15 protein-coding genes and 1 pseudogene are annotated in these 21,134 nt (G+C 73.0%); 9 read left to right on the forward strand and 7 right to left on the reverse strand.

Annotated elements, in window-relative coordinates:
• From JYK17_RS20575 to JYK17_RS20615, 9 genes and pseudogenes are all read left to right on the forward strand, one after another.
• Positions 1-733: Cgl0159 family (beta/alpha)8-fold protein (locus JYK17_RS20575; protein WP_222810953.1), on the forward strand; the 733-nt coding region annotated here is incomplete at its 5' end.
• 7 nt (positions 734-740) lie between these two features.
• Positions 741-1,004 (forward strand): annotated as a pseudogene (locus JYK17_RS20580) (5-deoxy-glucuronate isomerase); the annotation flags it as partial.
• Positions 1,005-1,087: 83 nt separating this feature from the next.
• Positions 1,088-2,980 (forward strand): 3D-(3,5/4)-trihydroxycyclohexane-1,2-dione acylhydrolase (decyclizing), encoded by a 1,893-nt coding sequence (gene iolD / locus JYK17_RS20585; RefSeq protein WP_108012943.1) that lies wholly within the window; start codon positions 1,088-1,090, stop codon positions 2,978-2,980.
• A gap of 14 nt (positions 2,981-2,994) precedes the next feature.
• Complete coding sequence (mmsA, locus tag JYK17_RS20590; RefSeq protein WP_222810954.1) at positions 2,995-4,497, forward strand: CoA-acylating methylmalonate-semialdehyde dehydrogenase; 1,503 nt, start codon at positions 2,995-2,997, stop codon at positions 4,495-4,497.
• 173 nt (positions 4,498-4,670) lie between these two features.
• Positions 4,671-7,388, forward strand: a complete 2,718-nt coding sequence (locus tag JYK17_RS20595) for a CocE/NonD family hydrolase (protein ID WP_222810955.1) — start codon at positions 4,671-4,673, stop codon at positions 7,386-7,388.
• Positions 7,385-8,251 (forward strand): ABC transporter permease, encoded by an 867-nt coding sequence (locus JYK17_RS20600; RefSeq protein WP_108014777.1) that lies wholly within the window; start codon positions 7,385-7,387, stop codon positions 8,249-8,251. Before JYK17_RS20595 ends, JYK17_RS20600 begins: the two co-directional genes overlap by 4 nt.
• Before the next feature lie 147 nt (positions 8,252-8,398).
• Positions 8,399-10,039, forward strand: a complete 1,641-nt coding sequence (locus tag JYK17_RS20605; protein ID WP_261995972.1) for a vWA domain-containing protein — start codon at positions 8,399-8,401, stop codon at positions 10,037-10,039.
• 87 nt (positions 10,040-10,126) lie between these two features.
• Entirely contained in the window at positions 10,127-12,079 is a 1,953-nt protein-coding gene (locus JYK17_RS20610) for an AMP-dependent synthetase/ligase (RefSeq protein WP_222810956.1), read from the forward strand.
• Between the two features lie 99 nt (positions 12,080-12,178).
• Entirely contained in the window at positions 12,179-13,354 is a 1,176-nt protein-coding gene (locus JYK17_RS20615; protein WP_128802860.1) for a glycoside hydrolase family 26 protein, read from the forward strand.
• Between the two features lie 18 nt (positions 13,355-13,372).
• On the opposite strand, the gene JYK17_RS20620 is transcribed toward JYK17_RS20615, so the two are convergent.
• The 7 genes from JYK17_RS20620 to JYK17_RS20650 all read right to left on the reverse strand — a co-directional run.
• Entirely contained in the window at positions 13,373-14,512 is a 1,140-nt protein-coding gene (locus tag JYK17_RS20620) for a GNAT family N-acetyltransferase (protein ID WP_222810957.1), read from the reverse strand.
• On the reverse strand, positions 14,509-15,177 hold the full coding sequence (locus tag JYK17_RS20625; RefSeq protein ID WP_222810958.1) for a YveK family protein: 669 nt from the start codon (positions 15,175-15,177) through the stop codon (positions 14,509-14,511). The genes JYK17_RS20620 and JYK17_RS20625 overlap by 4 nt, the downstream gene beginning before the upstream one ends.
• On the reverse strand, positions 15,174-16,316 hold the full coding sequence (locus JYK17_RS20630) for a glycosyltransferase (RefSeq protein WP_222810959.1): 1,143 nt from the start codon (positions 16,314-16,316) through the stop codon (positions 15,174-15,176). Before JYK17_RS20630 ends, JYK17_RS20625 begins: the two co-directional genes overlap by 4 nt.
• Positions 16,313-17,104, reverse strand: coding sequence for a polysaccharide deacetylase family protein (locus JYK17_RS20635; protein ID WP_222810960.1), 792 nt, complete (start codon positions 17,102-17,104; stop codon positions 16,313-16,315). The genes JYK17_RS20630 and JYK17_RS20635 overlap by 4 nt, the downstream gene beginning before the upstream one ends.
• The gene (locus JYK17_RS20640) at positions 17,094-18,794 is read right to left on the reverse strand and encodes a lipid II flippase MurJ (RefSeq protein WP_108014796.1); all 1,701 of its coding nucleotides are present in this window, start codon (positions 18,792-18,794) and stop codon (positions 17,094-17,096) included. Before JYK17_RS20640 ends, JYK17_RS20635 begins: the two co-directional genes overlap by 11 nt.
• Positions 18,791-20,134: an O-antigen ligase family protein gene (locus tag JYK17_RS20645; protein WP_222810961.1), complete on the reverse strand. Its 1,344-nt coding sequence runs from the start codon at positions 20,132-20,134 to the stop codon at positions 18,791-18,793. The genes JYK17_RS20640 and JYK17_RS20645 overlap by 4 nt, the downstream gene beginning before the upstream one ends.
• A 6-nt stretch (positions 20,135-20,140) precedes the next feature.
• Positions 20,141-21,134 (reverse strand): sugar transferase (locus JYK17_RS20650; protein WP_261995973.1); only part of this gene is annotated, 994 nt, incomplete at its 5' end.

The raw sequence follows: 21,134 nt of genomic DNA on the forward strand, positions 1-21,134 counted from the left end.
GCTCGGCGTGTCGGGTCGCAGGTTCGCCATGGCCAACCGCGCCGACCTGCTCGAACGCCTCTGCCTCGCGCTCTCCCGCCCCGGCGTCGACGGCGTGCTCGCCACCGCCGACATCCTCGACGACCTCCTGTTGCTCGGCGCCCTGGAGAACAAGGTCGTCATGGGTTCGATGAACCGCGGCGGACTGCAGGGCGCCCGCTTCGAGCTCGACGACCGCTTCACCGGCCACCGTCCCGAGGACCTTCAGCGGCTCGGCTTCGACGCGGGCAAGCTGCTGCTGCGCATCGACTACGACGACCCCGGCTCGCTGACCACCCTGGAGTCCAGCGCCCGCGCGGTCGACGACATGGCCGCGCGCCGCCTGCCGGTCTTCGTCGAGCCGTTCATCAGCCACCGCACGGACGACGGGAAACTGCGCAACGACCTGTCGGCCGAGGCCGTCACCCGGTCCATCGCCATCGCCTCGGGCCTCGGCGGCACCTCGGCCTACACCTGGCTCAAGCTCCCCGTCACCGAGAACCCGGACGACATGGCCGAGGTGATGGAGACCTCCACGCTGCCTGCCGTGCTGCTGGGCGGCGAGGTCGGCGACGACCAGGACGGGGCGTACGAGAAGTGGCGCGGCGCCCTCCAACTCCCCACCGTGCGGGGCCTGGTGGTCGGCCGTTCGCTGCTCTATCCGGTGGACGGCGATGTGGCTGCCGCCGTGGACACCGCCGTGGGACTGCTGTGAGGGAGTGATGACCGCGGGCGGGCCGTACACCGAGCAGGCCGTGCTTCTGCCGCGAGGCGGATGTACGGTACGGCGGGCCTGTGACATAACGGACGAAGAGCTTCAACTCCCGGGTGGGGCAAGCGCATTCGCGTCGGACTTGGACTTCGCGTACGTTCCCCGTGACGCCCGGCCCCAGATCGCCTCCGGCGCGGCAGGCCGCTTCGCCCTGGCAGGAGCGAAGTGCGAGCGACGACTCCCCGCCCGCTTCGGCCCCGCGCCGGAGGTCCCGAACGGCTTCGGCCGCAGGCGCGTATTCCCCTGGCGTGAAAGCGGAACCGACGGCTTTCACCCGGAGCACACGGAGGGATACCGATGACGGAGCGGACCTCGACGACGAGGCTGACGGTCGCACAGGCGCTGGTGCGCTTCCTCGCCGCCCAGTACACGGAGCGGGACGGCGCGCGGCAGCGGCTGATCGGCGCCACCTGGGGCATCTTCGGCCACGGCAACGTGGCGGGGATCGGCCAGGCGCTCGTCGAGTACGCGGACGTCATGCCCTACCACCAGGGCCGCAACGAACAGGCCATGGTGCACGCGGCGGTCGGCTACGCCCGCCAGTCCAACCGCCTGTCCACGCACGCGGTGACCACCTCCATCGGTCCGGGCGCCACCAACCTCGTCACGGGCGCCGCCCTCGCCACGATCAACCACCTCCCGGTCCTGCTCCTGCCCGGCGACGTCTTCGCCACCCGGCCGGCCGACCCGGTCCTGCAGCAGCTCGAAGTGCCGTACGCCGGCGACGTGTCGGTCAACGACAGCCTGCGCCCGGTGTCGCGGTACTTCGACCGCGTCACCCGCCCCGAACAGCTCATACCGGCGGCCCTGGCGGCCATGCGGGTCCTCACCGACCCGGTGGAGACCGGCGCGGTCACGCTGGCCCTTCCGCAGGACGTCCAGGCGGAGGCGTACGACTGGCCCGAGGAGTTCTTCGCCGAGCGGACCTGGGTGGTGCGTCGCCCGGGCGCCGACCCGACCGAACTCGCCGAGGCCGTACGGGCGATCAGGGCCGCACGCAGGCCGCTGGTCGTCGCGGGCGGCGGCGTCCACCACAGCCGCGCCGAGGAGGCCCTCGCCGAGTTCGCGGCGAGCACCGGCATCCCGGTCGCCTCGACCCAGGCCGGCAAGGGCTCACTGCGCTGGGACCACCCCCAGGACGTCGGCGGCATCGGGCACACCGGCACCGCGACGGCCGACGAACTCGCCCGCACCGCCGACCTGGTGATCGGCGTCGGCACCCGGTACACCGACTTCACCACCGCCTCCGGCACCCTCTTCACCGGCGAGAACGTCCGCTTCCTCAACCTCAACATCGCGCCCCACGACGGCCACAAGCTCGCCGGGCTGCCGCTGATCGCGGACGCCCGCAGCGGACTTCAGGAGCTGACGGCCGCCCTGGACATGCACGCCCACCGGGTCACCGGCTCCTACGTCACCGAGTACACCGAGGACAAGGAACGCTGGGAGCAGCGCGTCGACGCCTGCTACGAGGCCGACGAGCCGGACATGCGCCCCACGCAGCCGCAGGTGCTCGGCGCCCTGGACGCGATCGTGGACGACACCGACGTGATCATCAACGCGGCCGGCTCCCTCCCGGGCGACCTGCACAAGCTGTGGCGAGCGCGCTCGCGGGACCAGTACCACCTGGAGTACGGCTACTCCTGCATGGGCTACGAGATCCCGGCCTCGATCGGCGTGAAGATGGCCGCCCCCGACCGGCCCGTGTGGGCGCTGGTCGGCGACGGCACCTATCTGATGATGCCGACGGAGATCGTGACCGCCGTACAGGAAGGCGTCGCCATCAAGGTGCTGCTGGTGCAGAACCACGGGTACGCGTCCATCGGCGGCCTGTCGGAGTCGGTGGGGGGCGAGCGGTTCGGCACCGCGTACCGCTATCCGGCGGACGACGGCACCTTCACGGGGGCGCGGCTGCCCGTGGATCTCGCCGCCAACGCCGCGAGCCTGGGCATGCGCGTCCTGCGCGCCAAGACCGTAGGAGATCTGCACGAGGCGCTCGCCGAGGCCCGCGCGGCGGACACTCCCACATGTGTCTACGTCGAGACCGAAACGGCCGACACTGTGTCGGGCCCGCCGCCCGCCCAGGCCTGGTGGGATGTACCTGTGGCCGAGACCGCGACCCGACCGTCGGCGGTGAAGGCCCGAGAGCTGTACGAACGGCACGTCTCCACCCGACGCCGCCATCTGTGAAGGAGAAACCGGGCATGACGAAGATCGTCAACCACTGGATCGGCGGCAAGACCGTCGAAGGCGCGTCGGGCACGTACGGGCCGGTCACCGACCCGGCGACCGGCGCGGTCACCACGAAGGTCGCGTTCGCGTCGGTCGAGGAGGTGGACGCGGCGGTGGCGGCCGCCAAGGACGCCTTTGCGAGCTGGGGCCAGTCCTCGCTGGCCAAGCGCACCGAGATCCTGTTCCGGTTCCGGGCGCTGCTGGACGCCAACCGGGACGCGATCGCCGAGCTGATCACCGCCGAGCACGGCAAGGTGCACTCCGACGCGCTCGGCGAGGTGGCCCGCGGGCTGGAGATCGTCGAGCTGGCCTGCGGGATCAACGTGCAGCTCAAGGGCGAGCTGTCGACGCAGGTCGCCACCCGGGTCGACGTGGCCTCCATCCGCCAGCCGCTCGGTGTGGTCGCGGGCATCACGCCGTTCAACTTCCCGGCCATGGTGCCGATGTGGATGTTCCCGATCGCCATCGCGTGCGGCAACACCTTCGTCCTCAAGCCGTCCGAGAAGGACCCCTCCGCCTCGCTGAAGATCGCCGAACTGCTCGCCGAGGCCGGCCTGCCCGACGGTGTCTTCAACGTCGTCCAGGGCGACAAGACGGCCGTCGACCGCCTCCTGGAGCACCCGGACGTCAGGGCCGTCTCCTTCGTCGGCTCGACCCCCATCGCCCGCCACATCCACACCACCGCCTCCGCCCACGGCAAGCGCGTGCAGGCCCTCGGCGGCGCCAAGAACCACATGCTGGTGCTGCCCGACGCCGACCTGGACGCGGCCGCCGACGCCGCCGTCTCCGCCGCCTACGGCTCCGCCGGCGAGCGCTGCATGGCCATCTCCGCGGTCGTCGCGGTCGGCGCGATCGGCGACGAACTGGTCGCGAAGATCCGCGAACGCGCCGAGAAGATCAAGATCGGTCCGGGCAGCGACCCGGCCTCCGAGATGGGCCCGCTGATCACCGCCGCGCACCGCGACAAGGTCGCCTCCTACGTCACCGGCGCCGCCGCCGAGGGCTGCGAGGTCGTCCTGGACGGCACCGGCCACACCGTCGAGGGCTTTGAGGACGGCCACTGGATCGGCCTGTCCCTGCTCGACAAGGTCCCCACCACCGCCCGGGCCTACCGGGACGAGATCTTCGGCCCGGTCCTGACCGTGCTGCGCGTGGACACCTACGAAGAGGGCCTCACCCTCATCAACAACTCCCCCTTCGGCAACGGCACCGCCATCTTCACCCGGGACGGCGGCGCCGCCCGCCGCTTCCAGCTGGAGGTCGAGGCCGGCATGGTCGGCGTCAACGTCCCCATCCCGGTCCCCGTCGGCTACCACAGCTTCGGCGGCTGGAAGGACTCCCTCTTCGGCGACCACCACATCTACGGCAACGACGGCACGCACTTCTACACCCGCGGCAAGGTCGTCACCACCCGCTGGCCCGACCCCGCCGACGCCCCCACAGGCGTCGACCTCGGCTTCCCCCGCAACCACTGAGCAGGTACGGTCCGCACGGCGCCCCGCTCCTCCCGGTCGACCGGTGAGGGGCGGGGTTCTCGCGTCGCACGCGGACACGGTGAGGCGCGTACACCAACCGCGGTACACCGCCGTGCCAAGGTTCACCCCACGGTCTGCTCCGACTGTCGGAGCGTCCCCGTACGGTTGATGGCATGGATCTTCGACTGCCCCGCCTGCGGGGGCTCCTGAGAAGGCCCCGCAGGGCGCTCGCCGCCGGGGCCGCCGTCGTCGTCCTCGCGGGCGCGGGCACCTGGACGGCCGTCGCTTCGGACGGAAAGCCCGCCGTCCACCGCACCGACCGGCTGATGGCGATCGACGGGGTGAAGATCGACACCTCGTACTTCACGTCCGGCTCCGTGGGCCGCAGGCCCGCCGTCCTCCTCGCCCACGGCTTCGGCGGTAGCAAGCAGGACGTCCGCAAGCAGGCGGAGGACCTGGCGGGGGACGGTTACGCGGTCCTGACCTGGTCCGCCCGCGGCTTCGGGAAGTCCACCGGCAGGATCGGGCTGAACGACACCAAGGGCGAGGTCGCCGACGTCTCCCGGCTCATCGACTGGCTGGCGAAGCAGCCCCAGGTCCGGCTCGACAAGCCGGGCGACCCGCGCGTGGGCGTCGCCGGCGCCTCGTACGGCGGCGCTATCTCCCTGCTGGCCGCCGGACACGACCCCAGGGTGGACGCCATCGCCCCGGCGATCACGTACTGGAACCTGGCGGACGCCCTCTTCCCCGACGGCGTCTTCAAGAAGCTGTGGGCCGGGATCTTCGTCAACTCCGGCGGCGGATGCGAGAAGTTCGAGCCCGACCTGTGCCGGATGTACCAGCGGGTCGCGCAGGCGGGCAGGCCGGACGCGCAGGCGCGCGCACTGCTCGCCGACCGCTCCCCGTCCGCCGTCGCCGACCGCATCAAGGTGCCCACCCTCCTGCTGCAGGGCCAGACCGACTCCCTCTTCCCGCTCGGCCAGGCCGACGCCGCCGCGAAGGCCATCCGCGCCAACGGCGCCCCCGTCGACGTCGACTGGATCGCGGGCGGTCACGACGGCGGCGACATGGAGAACGGCCGGGTCCAGTCACGCGTGCGTGCCTGGTTCGACCGCTACCTCAAGCACGACAGGGGCACCGACACGGGCCCGGCCTTCCGCATCAGCCGCACCGGCGGCGTCGACTCCACGACCGGCGCGGCCCTGCTGCGCGGAGCGAGCGGCGACCGCTACCCGGGCCTGGAGAGCGGGCAGCGCCCGCTGCCGCTCCGGGGCGGGGAGCAGAGCTTCGCCAACCCGGCCGGTGCCGGCCCGCCCGCCGTCTCCGCCCTGCCCGGCCTCGGCGGCTCCGGCGGACTCGCCCAGCTGTCCTCGCTCGGCGTCGGCGTCTCGCTCGACTTCCCCGGCCAGTACGCGCAGTTCGAGTCCGCGCCGCTCCCGCGCAGCCTGCGGATCACCGGATCGCCGAAGGTCACCGTCCATGTGAAGGCGACGAGCGACGACGCCGTGCTCTTCGGGAAGGTGTACGACGTCGCTCCCGGCGGCAAAACCCCCGTCCTGCCCGCACAGCTCGTCGCCCCGATCCGCGTCGAGGGCGCCAAGGCCGGCAAGGACGTGACGATCACGCTCCCGGCCGTGGACCACGAGGTCGACCAGGGGCACCGGCTGCGCCTGGTCCTCGCCTCCACCGACCTGGGCTACGCCTCGCCGACGGCCCCGGCGACGTACACCGTCTCCGTCAAGGGCGACCTGCAGGTGCCGACGGCACCCGGCGTGACCACCGCGGCCGCCCCGCTGCCGTCCTGGGTCTGGTGGCTGCCGATCGCGGCGGCGGTGATCGCCCTGGCGCTGCTGGTGACGGGCCGCCGCCGCATTGCCGCCCCGGCCCCGGACCCCGCGCTCGCCGAAGTCCCGCTCCGGATCACGGACTTGAGCAAGCGGTACGCCAGATCGGCGGACCGTTACGCGGTCCGGGACCTGTCGTTCCGTGTCGAGAAGGGCCAGGTCCTCGGCCTGCTCGGGCCGAACGGCGCGGGCAAGACCACCACCCTGCGCATGCTGATGGGCCTGATCAAGCCGGACGGCGGCGAGATCCGCGTCTTCGGGCACGCGATCCGCCCCGGCGCCCCGGTCCTGTCCCGGGTCGGCGCGTTCGTGGAGGGGTCCGGCTTCCTGCCGCACCTGTCCGGCCGCGAGAACCTTCAGCTGTACTGGCAGGCGACGGGCCGCCCGTCCGAGGACGCCCATCTGGACGAGGCCCTGGAGATCGCGGACCTGGGCGACGCGCTCGCCCGCGCGGTGCGCACGTACTCCCAGGGCATGCGCCAGCGCCTCGCCATCGCCCAGGCCATGCTCGGCCTGCCGGACCTCCTCATCCTCGACGAACCCACCAACGGCCTCGACCCGCCGCAGATCCGCGAGATGCGCGAGGTGCTGATCCGGTACGCGGCGGCAGGCCGCACGGTGATCGTCTCCAGCCACCTCCTGGCGGAGGTCGAGCAGTCCTGCACCCACCTCGTGGTCATGGACCGCGGCCGTCTCGTCCAGGCGGGCCCGGTGGCCGAGATCATCGGCTCCGGCGACACCCTCCTGGTCGGCCTGGCCGCCGACATCCCGGACCCCCTGGTGGAGAAGGTGGCGGCCCTGCCGGGCGTCGAGTCGGCGGTACGGGTGGACGGCGGCCTACTGGTGCGCCTCACAAACACCGGTCCTGCAACGGCTCTTGGGGGCGCGGGGAACTGCGCGACCAGCCACGACGGCGCCGCGGCCGGAAACAACCGGAACGCCCGCCTCCTGGTGGACCTGGTCCGCCTGGAAGTCCCGGTAACAGCAATGGGCCCCCACCGCCGCCTGGAGGACGCCTTCCTCACCCTGATCGGAGGTGAAGCATGACCACCCCCCTGGCCGAGCGCACCGAAACCGCCTCCGGCTACAAGCCGGGACGCACCCTCCCCCTGCGGGTGGAGCTGATCCGCCAGCTCAAACGGCGCAGGACGCTCGTCATGGGCGCGATCCTCGCCGTGCTGCCGTTCGTGCTGGTGATCGCGTTCGCGATCGGCGGCGACCCGAGCGGCCGCAACGACACGGTGACGCTGATGGACACGGCCACCGCCTCCGGGGCCAACTTCGCCGCCGTCAACCTGTTCGTGTCCGCGGGCTTCCTGCTCGTGGTCCCGGTCGCCCTGTTCTGCGGGGACACGGTCGCCTCGGAGGCGAGCTGGTCCTCCCTGCGCTATCTGCTGGCCGCGCCCGTGCCCCGGGCCCGGCTGCTGTGGTCCAAGCTCGTCGTCGCGCTCGGCCTGAGCCTGGCCGCGATGGTCCTGCTGCCGGTGGTGGCGCTCGCCGTCGGCACGGCCGCCTACGGTTGGGGCCCGCTGCAGATCCCCACCGGCGGCGCCCTGGACACCGGGACGGCGGCCCAGCGCCTGCTGGTGGTCGTGGCGTACATCTTCGTGTCCCAACTGGTCACCGCGGGCCTGGCGTTCTGGCTGTCCACGAAGACCGACGCGCCCCTCGGCGCGGTCGGCGGCGCGGTCGGCCTGACCATCGTCGGCAACGTCCTGGACGCCGTCACCGCGCTCGGCCACTGGCGCGACTTCCTGCCCGCGCACTGGCAGTTCGCCTGGGCGGACGCCGTCCAGCCGCATCCCGAGTGGTCCGGCATGATCCAGGGCACGGCGATCTCGATAACGTACGCCCTCGTGCTGTTCGCCCTGGCCTTCCGCGGTTTCGCCCGCAAGGACGTGGTGTCCTAGGTCAACGGAGGGTCACCCACCGGTCTCGGCCGCCCATGATCGTGGCCGTCCTGAGATCCATCCGCAACGCCCCGTGCCGCACGTTCCGCCCCCCTGTGCCGTCACAGTCACAGACACCGGCGTCAACACACCAAGGGGGCACGGAAGATGGAGCGGTACCGAACACCCGGGCAGGGCACCCCGCACCGCCGCACCGGAAGTCGGCACCTCGGCCGTCCGGGCGCGGGTAGTCGGCACACCGACCGTCCGCGCACCGGCCGGCTGCGCGGCGCGCTCCTCGCCCTCACGGCGGCGAGCGGCCTGCTGCTGACGGCCTGCAGCGGGAGCGACACCGGCACCAGCAGCGCCTCGGACAGCTCGCACCGCAACGGCTTCCCGGCACCCGCCGCCCCGACGGCCGGCGGGCAACAGGGTTCGGCGCAGGGCGAGGACAGCTTCGCGAGCCCCGACGCATCCGAACCCGCATCCCCCAACCACCTCTCCACCTTCGCCCTCGACGTCGACACCGCCTCCTACGAGTACGCCCGCCGCACCCTCGCCGAGGGAGGGCGCCCCGACCCCGCCACCATCCGCCCCGAGGAGTTCGTCAACAGCTTCCGCCAGGACTACGAGCGCCCGGACGGCAACGGCTTCACGGTCACCGTCGACGGAGCCCGCACCGACCGGAAGAACTGGTCCCTGGTCCGCGTCGGCCTCGCCACCCGCTCCGCCGACGCTTCCGGCGAACGCCCGCCCGCCGCCCTCACGTTCGTCATCGACATCTCCGGCTCCATGGCAGAGCCCGGCCGCCTGGATCTCGCGCAGAAGTCCCTCGACACGATGACGGACCGGCTGCGCGACGACGACTCGGTCGCCGTGGTCACCTTCAGCGAGCAGGCCGAGACCGTGCTGCCGATGACCCGCCTCGGTGGCCATCGCGGCAGGATCCACGACGCGATCGACAGCCTGGAGCCCACCTACTCCACCAACCTCGGCGCGGGCGTCGAGACCGGCTACGCCACGGCCGTCGAGGGCCGCCGCGAGCACGCCACCAACCGCGTGGTCCTGATCTCCGACGCCCTCGCCAACGAGGGCGACACCGACGCCGACTCCATCCTCGACCGCATCTCCACGGCCCGCCGCGAGTACGGCATCACCCTGTTCGGCGTCGGCGTCGGCAGCGACTACGGCGACGCCCTCATGGAGCGCCTCGCCGACAAGGGCGACGGCCACACCGTCTATGTGTCGGGTCAGGACGAGGCCCGCAAGGTCTTCTGCGACGAACTCCCGCAGAACATCGACCTGACCGCCCGCGACGCCAAGGCCCAGGTCGACTTCGATCCCGGCACGGTCGCCGACTTCCGGCTGGTCGGCTACGACGACCGCCGCGTCGCCGACGACGACTTCCGCGACGACCGCGTCGACGGTGGCGAGGTCGGCCCCGGTCACACCGTCACCGCCCTCTACGCCGTGCGCACCCGGCCCGGCTCCGACGGCCGGCTCGCCACCGCGACCGTGCGCTGGCTCGACCCCGACACCCGGGCGCCGCACGAGCGGTCCGGGGAACTGCGGACCGGGGATCTCAGCGGCTCCCTCTGGGAGGCGAGCCCCCGCTTCCAGGTCACCGCCGTGGCCGCCTACTTCGCCGACGCCCTGCGCCAGGGCGACGACCGCTGGAGCAGCCTGCCCGGCGACCCCGGCCTGAGCGAACTCCAGGAGCGCGCGGACGGGTTGGCGAAGAGGACCGAGGACCAGGACGTACGCCGTCTCGCCGACGCGATCGGGGCGGCCCGCAGGGGCCTCGGCTAGTACACCAGTTCAGCCGCTGTGCACCATTGACCTTTCCTTACTTGTGAGTAAGTTGACCTCCCAGTCAGAACCGACCGGGGAGCCGTCATGGGTGTACGCAAGGATCTGAAAAGGGCAAAGCGACGCACCGACCTTGCTGCTCGCACCAGGGTCGAGGTCGTCAGGGACGAGGCCGGCGTGGTGCGCGAGGCCCGCACGCCGGCCCTCGCCCCGCGCATCACCTCCGGCAGCACCGCCGACCTTCCCTACACCAACGCGGCCGAGGCCCCCGACGCCGTGATCCTGCGCCGCAAGCAACGCGGCAGCTGGCAGCCGGTGACCGCGGCTGCCTTCGCCCGCGAGGTCACCGCCGTGGCCAAGGGGCTGATCGCGGCGAGCCTCGAACCGGGCGGCCGGGTCGCCGTGATGTCCCGTACCCGCTACGAGTGGACGGTCCTGGACTTCGCGATCTGGGCTGCGGGCGGCCAGAGCGTGCCGATCTACGCCACCTCGTCGGCCGAGCAGGTGGAGTGGATCGTCCGCGACTCCGAGGCCCGCTTCGTCGTCGCCGAGACCCCCGAGAACGCCGCCACGGTGACCTCGGGCACGGCCCGGCATGAACGGCCGCCCCGCATCTGGCAGTTGGAGCCGACAGCGGACGCCGACGGGGAGGGCGCGCTCGCGGACCTCACCGCGCTCGGGCGCGACGTGCCCGACGAGGAGGTCACCAAGCGCCGCACCGCCCTCACCCCCGCCACCACCGCGACGATCTGCTACACCTCGGGCACCACCGGAAAACCCAAGGGCTGCGTGCTCACCCACGCCAATCTGCACGCCGAGGCCGCCAACACGGTCGAACTGCTGCACCCCATCTTCAAGGAGGTCACCGGCCAGGTCGCCTCGACCCTCCTCTTCCTCCCCCTCGCCCACATCCTCGGCCGCTCGCTGCAGATCGCCTGTCTGATGGCCCGTATCGAGATCGGCCACTGCCCGAGCATCAAGCCCGACGAACTCAGGCCCGCGCTCAAGGAGTTCCGCCCGACGTTCCTCGTCGGTGTCCCCTACCTCTTCGAAAAGATCCACGACACCGGCCGCGCCACCGCCGAGAAGATCGGCCGCGGCGCCTCCTTCGACCGCGCGAACCGCATCGGCGTCCGCTTCGGGGAGGCGTACCTGAACAAGTTCCTGGACACGGGCAAGGGCCCGGGGCTCGGCCTCTACGCCGCCTGGGCCCTGTACGACCTGCTGGTCTACCGCCGCGTCCGCAAGGAACTCGGCGGCCGCATGCGCTACGCCATCAGCGGCGGCTCCCCGCTCGACCGCGATCTCAACCTGTTCTTCTACGCCGCCGGGATCATCGTCTACGAGGGCTACGGCCTGACCGAGACCACCGCCGCGGCCACCATCGTCCCGCCCCTGAGGCCCCGCCCCGGCACCGTCGGCGCCCCGGTCCCCGGCACCGCGGTGCGCATCGCCGAGGACGGGGAGGTGCTGATCAAGGGCGGGGTGGTCTTCGGCTCGTACTGGAACAACCCGGCCGCCACCGACGCCGTGCTCCGCGACGAGTGGTTCGCCACGGGTGACCTCGGCACGCTCGACGAGGACGGCTATCTCGCCATCACCGGTCGCAAGAAGGACATCCTCGTCACCTCCGGCGGCAAGAACGTCTCCCCGGCCGTCCTGGAGGACCGGCTGCGCAGCCGCCCGCCGGTCGGGCAGTGCATCGTCGTCGGCGACAACCGTCCCTTCGTCGCGGCCCTGATCACCCTCGAACCCGACGCCGTCGCCCACTGGCTGACGGTCCGCAAGCTGCCCGCGGACACCCCGATGTCCGAGGTGGTGAGGGACCCGCGGATGCGTGCGGACGTCCAGAAGGCCGTCGACCACGCCAACGCGGCCGTCTCCCGGGCGGAGTCGATACGCGCCTTCACCCTCGTCGAGGGCGAGTTCACGGAGGACAACGGCCTGCTCACCCCGTCGTTGAAGGTCAAGCGCCATGCGGTGACGGCGGCGTACGCGGCCGAGATCGAGGCGCTGTACGCGGGTCACTCGCGCGGGTGAGCCGTACGGACCTGGCCAAGCTGTCTGACTCAAGTGGGGTAATAAAGTGATAAATGACTAAGCGTCACTGTACCTAGGATATGCGGCGAAGGAGGACGAATGATCCCTCACCGCCGCCGGTCCGTGTTCGTTCGGCTGGCGCTCCTGACCGCCGGGGTGGTCACGGTGGCCTCGCTCGCCTGGGGCCCGGCCCCCTGGAACGACGACGGCCGCAATCCCGACCCCCCGCCGGTACGGCCCACCGCACCGGGCCCCACCCCCGCGCCACCGCAAGCGAGCGCCCCCGCGGACCCGGACGGACAGCGGCCCGCCTTCGGCGCCTTCCTCGACTCCGAGGCCGCGGGGATCGCGCGGATGCAGCAGTTCAGCCGCTGGCTGGGCGGCACCGAGGTGCGCGTCGCGCACACCTATCTGCCGGGCGACGTATGGAGCAACATCGAGGGCGGCCACGGCTTCCTCGACGGCTGGGCCGAGTGGCGGCGGGCCAAGGCCGACCGGATGCTCGTGCTCAACGTTCCGCTGATGGAGCACAACGAGGCGGAGGTCTCCGACACCGCCGTCAGACGGCTGCTGCGGCGCGCCGCGGCCGGCGCCTACGACGAGCACTTCCGGGTGCTGGCGCAGCGACTGGTCGACCTCGGCGCGACGGACACGATCCTCGTCCTCGGCTGGGAGATGAACGGCACCACGTACACCCACCGCTGCGGCCCCGACCCGGAGGACTGGAAGACGTACTGGAGACGCATCGTCACCGTCATGCGCTCGGTGCCCGGGCAGAAGTTCCGGTTCGACTTCGCCCCCACCCGCGGCGCGGACGCGATCCCGTGGCCGGAGTGCTACCCCGGCGACGACGTCGTCGACATCGTCGGCATGGACTCCTACGACCAGCCCCACGGGATGTCCTTCGACGAGCAGATCTCCGAGCCCTACGGACTGCAGTTCCACGTGGACTTCGCCCGGGAGCACCACAAGCCGATCTCGTATCCCGAGTGGGGCATGTTCCGCAACGGCGACGACAGCGTGTACATGCTGCGCATGCTGGACTGGATGAACGAGCACCGGCCGCTGTACAACACGCTCACCGACTACTGCCCGCACGGCGTGTGGCAGTGCACCGGCAATCCCCGGGCCTCGGCCGTGTACCGCGCGGTGATGTCCACCGTCCCGGCGCCGCAGCCGACCCCGGGACCGACGGCCCCCGTCCCGACGGCCCCCGTCCCTACGGCCCCCGTCCCGCCGGTGCCCGCTCAGTCACCTACGCCGCCGGCCCACTGAGGCGGCCGACACCCGTCGCTACCCGTGCTGCTGGGTGGCCGGGTCCTTGCGCAGCACCTTCTTGGCCGTGTGCCGGGCCGTCGAGTGGCACGCGGCGGCCGTCATCAGCGGTGCGGTGAGCGGGCCTGCCATCAGAAAGCGCTCGTTGTGGACCGTCTCGGGACACCAGCGGTACTTGTACGGCTCGTCGCCGCGCAGCATGCTCAGCACCCGGCCCTCGGCGCCCGTCACGGCCTCGCCGGAGGTCTGCTCGCGGGAGGCGAGTTCGCTGGACGCGCGCAGCAGCATCGTCGCCACGTCCAGCTTGCTGTCCCGCAGCCGCGGGTGGAAGCCGTACAGATACTCGCCCGTCAGCCGTCCCGACAGCAGATGGAGGTCGACCGCCACCACCGAGCCCTCCAGCGAGAACTCCGTCACCGCGGCCTGCCCGGAGCGGGCCATCGGGACCACCGACCGCACCAGATGCTCCACGAACTGCGGCCGGACATGCTCCGGAGTGACCTTCTTGCCCTCCCACTGCTGCCGGTGCAGCTCGATCAGCCGCCGCACCGCGCCCTCCGTCTCCTCGTGGCCCACCACACGCCACTCGACACCGAGCCTGCCGAGCCGGTTGACCTTGTTGCGGATTCGCTGCGCGCGCGCCGTCGGCAGCCGCTTGACCAGATCCGTCATGGGCAGGGCGGGCAGTTCCAGGCACGTCGAGTCCCGCAGCCGGCAGCGCGGACCGCGCCAGTGCCGGTAGACCTGCTCCACCGCGCTGCCCGGCCGCACGTCCCGGAAGTCGATCAGCGCGGTGCGGGCCGCACGGGCGAGGGCGCCGGCCAGCGCCCGGCCGCCCTCCTCGGTCGCGTCCTCGGCGAGCAGCACGTCACGGAAGTCCGAGATGGCGCCGCCGATCGGCACCAGCCGTGGCACCGCGCGCCCCACCCGCATCAACGGCGCGGCGCCCACCAGTTCACCGCCCCGGCGGACCAGGAAGAGCCGCAAGCCGTCGGGTGTGCCGTACGACAGCCACCACGAGTGCAGCCAGGCATGGCTCTGGAACGGTGTCGCCGACGGGCAGGACGCGTGCAGCCCCGCCCACTCCTCGGCCATTGCGGCGAACGTGCCGTCGTCGGTGCACAGTTCGACCGTCAGCGCACGCTCCGCCGCGCTCACCCGAGCATCCCGTGGGCGTCCGCGGCATGGCTCGGAGCGGGCACCGTCGCCTGGCCGCGGCCCTCGTCCGCCGACCGTCGTGGCCGCACCAGCAGCGCGAGGCCGCCCAGCAGACCCCCGGCGCTCCCACCCACCAGCGCGGTCAGCGTCCACGACGGGGACGACGGCTCGACGGGCTTCAGCGCGCGCGAGAGCGGCTCCAGACGGATGCCGGTGGCGGTCTTGGTGCGGCCCGCCTGCGTGATCAGCGCGCCGGACACGGCGTTGGCCATGCCGGCGGCCCGCGCGGGGCTCGTCGAGGTCGCCGAGACCGAGACCATCGGCGCGTCCGGCGAGGTCGCGACCTGCACGTCCCTGCGCAGCGTCGCGGCCGGTACGCCCGCCTTCGTCTGCGCGTCCCCGAGCGCCGCGAGCTGCGGGGCCACCCGGCCGTACGCCTGCGCGAAGCCCAGCGCGTCGGCGCAGTCGACGTCCGACCGGCCCGCCGCCACCGCGACGACGGAACTCGTCGCCGTGTACTGCGGCGGCTTCGCCACTCCGTACGCGCCACCTGCCACGGCACCGAGCAGCGCGCCGGCCGGCAGCAGCCACCACGCGGGCAGCCGCTTCTCACGAACGCCCGCGCGGCTCGAGAGCCGGGCGTGCTGAGCGGGGTTGTCGGTCATGGGGAACTCACTTCCAGGGTCGAACCGGCCACAGCGGCCGTGTACACATCCATCAACTGCCGTGCGGTGTACGCGATGTCGTAGCGCCGCACGGCCTGCGGGGCGTCGCGGTCACCCGGACCCGCCGCGCGCAGCCGCAGCAGTTCCCGCGCGTACGCGTCGGCGCCGCCGGTGACCCGCAGGGCGCCGGGTGCCGCGTCCGGCGGCAGGTCCTCGACGGCGGGGCAGCTCGCGTACAGCACGGGCAGCCCGGCCGCCAGCGCCTCCACCACGGCCAGCCCGAAGGCCTCCTCGGCCGAGGGCGAGGCGAGCACGTCCATCGCGGACAGCAGGTCGACCACGCCGGGCGCGTCGGCGCCGGGTTCCGGCAGATACGGCCGCTCACCGGTCAGCACCACCCGGTCCGCGACCCCCAGCGCCCGGGCGCAGCGCCACAGCGCCTGCCGCTCGGTCCCGCCGCCGACCAGCAACAGCCGTACGTCGTCCGGCAGTTCGGCCAGCGCCCGCACCAGCAGGTCGAAGCGTTTGCCCGGGGCCAGCCGCCCCACCCCGCCGACGACGTAGGCGTCCTCGGGCAGCCCGTAGAACATGCGGGCCTCCTTGCGGGCCACCTCGTCGTAGGCGAACCGGGGTGCGTCGATGCCGTTCGGGATGGTGCGGATGCGCGGGCCGGGCACGCCCCAGCGGCGCAGCCGTTCGGCCACCGCCGGTGAGACGGCGACCGTGGCGCGCCCGAGGCGCTCACCGGCCAGATACAGCGCACGGACGCCCGGGGTGAGCGGCCTGCCCTCCAGCAGGGTGTCGCCGATCGAGTGCTCGGTGGCGACGACCGCCCGAACTCCCGCGAGACGGGCCGCGATCCGGCCGTAGAGACAGGCCCGGTACAAGTGGGTGTGGACGACGTCGTAGCCGCCGGTGCGGATCAGCCGGGTCAGGCGGGGCAGCGCGCCGAGGTCGCGGTTGCCGCGCATGCCGAGGTGGGTGACGCAGACGCCGTCGCAGCTCAGGGCCGCGGCGACGCGACCGGGGTTGGTCAGGGTCACCACGTCGCACTGCGCGGGCAGGTGCCGCAGCAGCAGCTGCAGTTGCTGTTCCGCACCGCCCACGCCGAGACCGGTGATGATGTGCAGCACCCTCACTCGGCCCCCACGGCACGGCCGAAGAACCGGGCCAGGCGGCGCTTCAGCTCCAGCCGGGGCGCGGTGTCGGCGCGCCCGAGGTGGATGCGCGGCAGCGCGAAGTCGCCGCAGCCGTCCGGGCCGGGGGAGATGGCGCAGGCGTAGCGGTAACCGGCCCTGCGCACCGCGGCGGCGACGCGCTCGTCCATGCAGCCGTACGGGTAGCAGAAGCCCTCGACGTCGCCGCCGGTGATCCCGGCGAGCAGATGCCGGCTGTTCTCGACCTCGGCGTGCAGCACCTCGTCGGTCGCCTTCGTCAGATCGCGGTGGGTCAGACCGTGTGAGGCGACCTCCATCCCCGCGGCCGCGATACGGCGGATGCCCTCCACGCCGAGCAGCGGCTTGCGCGGCCCGTCCGGCTCCCAGGCGTTCTCGCCGTCGAGCCGCCCGGGCAGCACGAACACGGTCGCCGTGCAGCCCCGCCGGTGCAGCACCGGAAGCGCGTCGCTCACGAAGTCGGCGTAGCCGTCGTCGAAGGTGAGCCCCACCAGGCCGCGTTCCGCGCCACGCGCGCGTGCCGCGAGCAGTTCGCGCATGCTGACACCGCGCAGACCGCGAGCCGCCAGCCAGGCGAGCTGCCGGTCGAGGCGCTCGGGGGTGACCGTCACGTTGTACGGGTCGTCGGGGCAGTCGGAGACGGAGTGGTACATGGCCACCCAGGCGACCGGGCCCCGCCCGGCGGTTCTTCGCGCGGGCCGCCCCGGCTCGGGTGCGGCCGTAGGCGAGGCGGCGGAGACATCAGCGACCATGGCCCAACTTTCGTGTGACGTAGGGACGGAGGACGTGCACGGCGGAAAGCAGCAGCGACCGGGCGCCGGCCGCGTCGAGGAGCCAGGCCAGCAGCAGGAACACGGCGCTCACGCACAGACCGCAGACGGCGACGGACGCGGCGGGCGAGGCGAACAGACCCGCGCCGAGCAGACCCGCCCCGGTGGCGCCCGCGGCCGCGCACAGCGGCCCGACCAGATCGCCGAGGACCCGTCGCACCCGTACGGGCACCGTGCTCGGGCCCAGTCCGTGCAGCAGGAGCAGGGCGGTCACGGTGATGCCGATCGCGTTGGCGGCGGCGATGCCGTACGCGCCCCACGGACCGACCGCGCAGGCGCCGATGGCGACCGTGGCCAGCGCGCCCACGCCCATCGCGCCCAGGGGGAACCAGGTGGTGCGCCCGGTCGCGAAGTACGACCGCACCAGCGCGCCCACCAGCGTCTGCCCGAGCAGCCCGGTCGCGTACACCCGCATCACGGCGGCGGTCGCGGCGGTGTCCTGCGCGGTGAACGCCCCACGCTGGAACAGCAGTTGGACGATCTGCGGGGCGCAGGCCAGCACCACGGCGGCGCCCATCAGCACCGTGGTGGACATCAGCACCAGGTCCCGCTCGACCCGGTCCCGGGCCCGCCGGGTGTCGCCCTCGGCGATCGCCTGCGCCACCACCGGGAAGGTGACCACGCACACCATCGAGGCCAGCGACATCGGCAACTGGGCGATCTTCTGGGCGTAGTTGAGGTGCGAGATGGCCCCGGCGGGCAGTTCGGAGGCCAGATACCGCTCGATGAGGACCTGCGACTGACGGCACAGCGCGAACAGCAGGACCGCGCAGACCAGGGCGGGCGCGAGCGGCCGGGCGCCGTCCCCGCCGTCGTCGACGAGGGCGCGCCGGCCGGCCCGCCCGGCGATCCGCCGTGCGAGCGTCGGCGCCTGCACGGCGACCATGAGGCACCCGCCGAGCGCGACGCCGAGCGCCGTCGACCGCACGCCCCAGTGCGTACCGAGGACGAACATCGTGGCGATGATCGCGACGTTGTACACGATGTAGATCGCGCCGGGCGCGAGATACGAGCGATGGGCCCGCAGGGCCGCACTGCAGTACCCGGCCAGCCCGAAGCTCAGCACGCAGGTCGCCGTCAGCCGGGTGCAGGAGACGGCGAGCGAGGGGTCGCTCAGGCCGGGCGCGAGCGCGGACACCAGCATCGGCGCCCCGGCCGCGAGCACGGCGGCCGTGGCGGCGAGGGCGAGGCACAGCCGCGGCAGCGAGGCGGCGACCAGGGAGCGCACGGGGTCGGGAGTGCGCTGCCCGCGGGCCCGCAGCGCCAGCGCCGCGCTGAAGGCGGGCACGAGCACGAACGCCATGCCGTCCTCGATCAGCAGCGTCGCCGCCACCTCGGGCACGGTCCAGGCGACCAGGAACGCGTCGGTCTCGGCGCCGGCGCCGAAGAGATGCGCGAGCGTCTGGTCCCTGCCCAGGCCGAGCACCGCCCCGGCGATGGACAGCGCGGCGCTCAGCAGGGTCGCCCGGGCGAGGAAGCGCCGCGAGGAGGCGTCCTGCACCGGCGGCCGGGCGTGGGCCGGGCGGCGGGAGCCGCGGCCTGCCGGGAGCGGGCCACCGGTACCGGTCGCGCCGCCCGGGACGCCCGCCGTCCTCGCGGGCCCGGGCCTCACCGCCGACCCGATTCCGCAGCCCTGGCCGGACCCGGGGCCGGATCCGCTGCCGCGCCGGTCAGCGACCACCAGGCGACGAAGCCGAAGCAGACGGCCGTCAGCGTGGTGGAGGGGCCGCCGATGTCGGAATAGAGGAAGTTGACGAGCTGCCACAGCAGCAGACCGCAGGCCGCGAGCGCGCAGTCCCGGGCCCGTCCGGCCCGCCGCAGCCTGCGCAGCCCGCAGACCAGCAGCGCGAGCCAGCTGCCCGCCACCGTCAGCAGGCCCAGCAGGCCCTGCTCGCTCAGCAGCAGCATGTACATGTTGTGCGGGGAGAGCAGCGGCTGGCGCCTGTAGGCCTGTCCCGCTCCCTCGGTGTCGCTGCCCGACGACAGCGCCAGCGAGGCATGGGCGTCGCGGTAGGCGGGGAAGGCCTTCAGACCCACGCCGGTCACCGGGTGCTCGCGCCACATGTCGGTGGCCGCGGCCCACATGGTGTACCGGTCGATCACCGACTGGTCCGGGGCGTCGGTGACCCGGGTGATGCTGGCCAGCCGCTCCTCCAGCCCCGCGGCACCCACCCCGAACCCGCCGATCAGCACCACCGCGGCGGCGACCACCGCGGCGAACATCGCCACCGCCCGCCGCACCCCGGCCAGCAGCAGCTGCGTGCCGCACGCCACGGCCGTAGCGATCCACGCGCCCCGGCTGAAGGACAGCGCGAGCGGAACGAGGAGCGCCAGCGCGCAACCGGCTGCCACGAGCCGCGGCCGCCGGGCCCGCGCACCGAGCGCGAGACCGGTCAGCGCCACCACACCGCACGCGACGACGCTCGCCATCCCCATCACGTCGGACGGCCCGAAGGTGCCCACCGCGCGGATGTCCGCGCCCTGGTACGAGGCTCCCGTCCCGGTGAGGTACTGGTGCACCCCGACCGTCCCCTGCCACAGCGCCAGCCCGGCCAGCGACCACAGCACCAGCCGCGCGTCGCGCCGGTCGCGCACCAGCAGCACCACCGCGAGCGGCACGAGCACGAACACCTGCAGATAGCGCGCCAGTCCCGTGATCCCGTCGCCGGGCGTCACCGCCCCGGTCGCGGCGACCGCGATGCCCACCACGGGCAGCCCCAGCACCACCGCCGCGGTCCGCGTCAGCGGCCGCCGCGCCTCCCGTACGGCGCATACGGCCGCCCAGAGCACGGCCGGCGCCGAGACGGCGTCGGCGGGCGAGGCGCCGCTGTCGGATGCGGTCGGCAGCCCCATCAGGGCGATCACCGCCACGACGGGCAGCACGGGAGCGAACCGGCCGAGCACCGCCGGCGACGGCACGAGCGGTACGGAGGCCGCCGAGGGAGAGCTCACCCGCGCTCAGCTCCCCGTCGGTCGTACGAACAGCGCCGCCGTACGCACCAGGATGCAGATGTCCTGCCACAGCGACCAGTTGTCGATGTAGGCGTTGTCGAAGCGGCAGCGGTCCTCGATGGAGGTGTCGCCGCGCAGCCCGTGGATCTGCGCGAGCCCGGTGATCCCGGTCCGCATCCGGTGCCGCTCCCGGTAACCCGGATGGGTCTGGCTGAACACGGCGACGTAATAAGGCCGTTCGGGCCGGGGACCGACCAGGCTCATGTCGCCGCGGCAGACGTTCCACAGCTGCGGCAGCTCGTCGAGGGAGGTGCGGCGCAGGAACTGGCAGAACCGGCTCATCTCCTGCTCGTTCGCCACGCTCCAGCGTGTGGCCGCCTCGTGCGCGCTGGCGGGCCGGTGGGTGCGGAACTTCAGCAGGGTGAACGGCTGTCCGTCCTTGCCGATCCGCTCCTGCCGGAACACCACCCCGGGCCCGTCCTTGATCCGCAGCACGGCAGCGCACACCAGCAGCACCGGGCCGGCGAGCAGCAGCAGCGCCCCCGAGAGGACCACGTCCAGCACGCGCTTGCCCGCGCCGCCGCGCCGCGGCCCGCCGTCCGGGCTCAGCAGCCTGCGGGGGAAGCCCGCCAGATGCCCGGCCCCTTTGCGCCCCGTGCCGAAGCCGTACGACGGCACGCCCGCGTCCAGCTCCCACAGCACACAGCCGTACGCGGCCAGGTCCCGCAGCAGCCCGGTGCGCACCGCCGGGGTGGAGGCGCCGACGACCAGCACGGTCTCCACACCGTTCTGGATGACCGCCCGGTGCGTCTCCAGATCCGTGGTCAGCACCGGCAGCTCGGGGCCCTCGCCGGAGTGGGTGCGCAGGTCCAGCGCGTCGGTGACCAGCCCCACCGGCCGTACTCCGCAGCCCGGTTGGCGCAGCAGCGCGGCCGCGACCGGCCGGGCCACCGCGACCGGGCCCACCACCAGGGCCGGCCGGGGCCGGCGCCGCGCCGCC

This window comes from Streptomyces plumbidurans (assembly GCF_019857225.1).
Classification (GTDB): Bacteria; Actinomycetota; Actinomycetes; order Streptomycetales; family Streptomycetaceae; genus Streptomyces; species Streptomyces plumbidurans.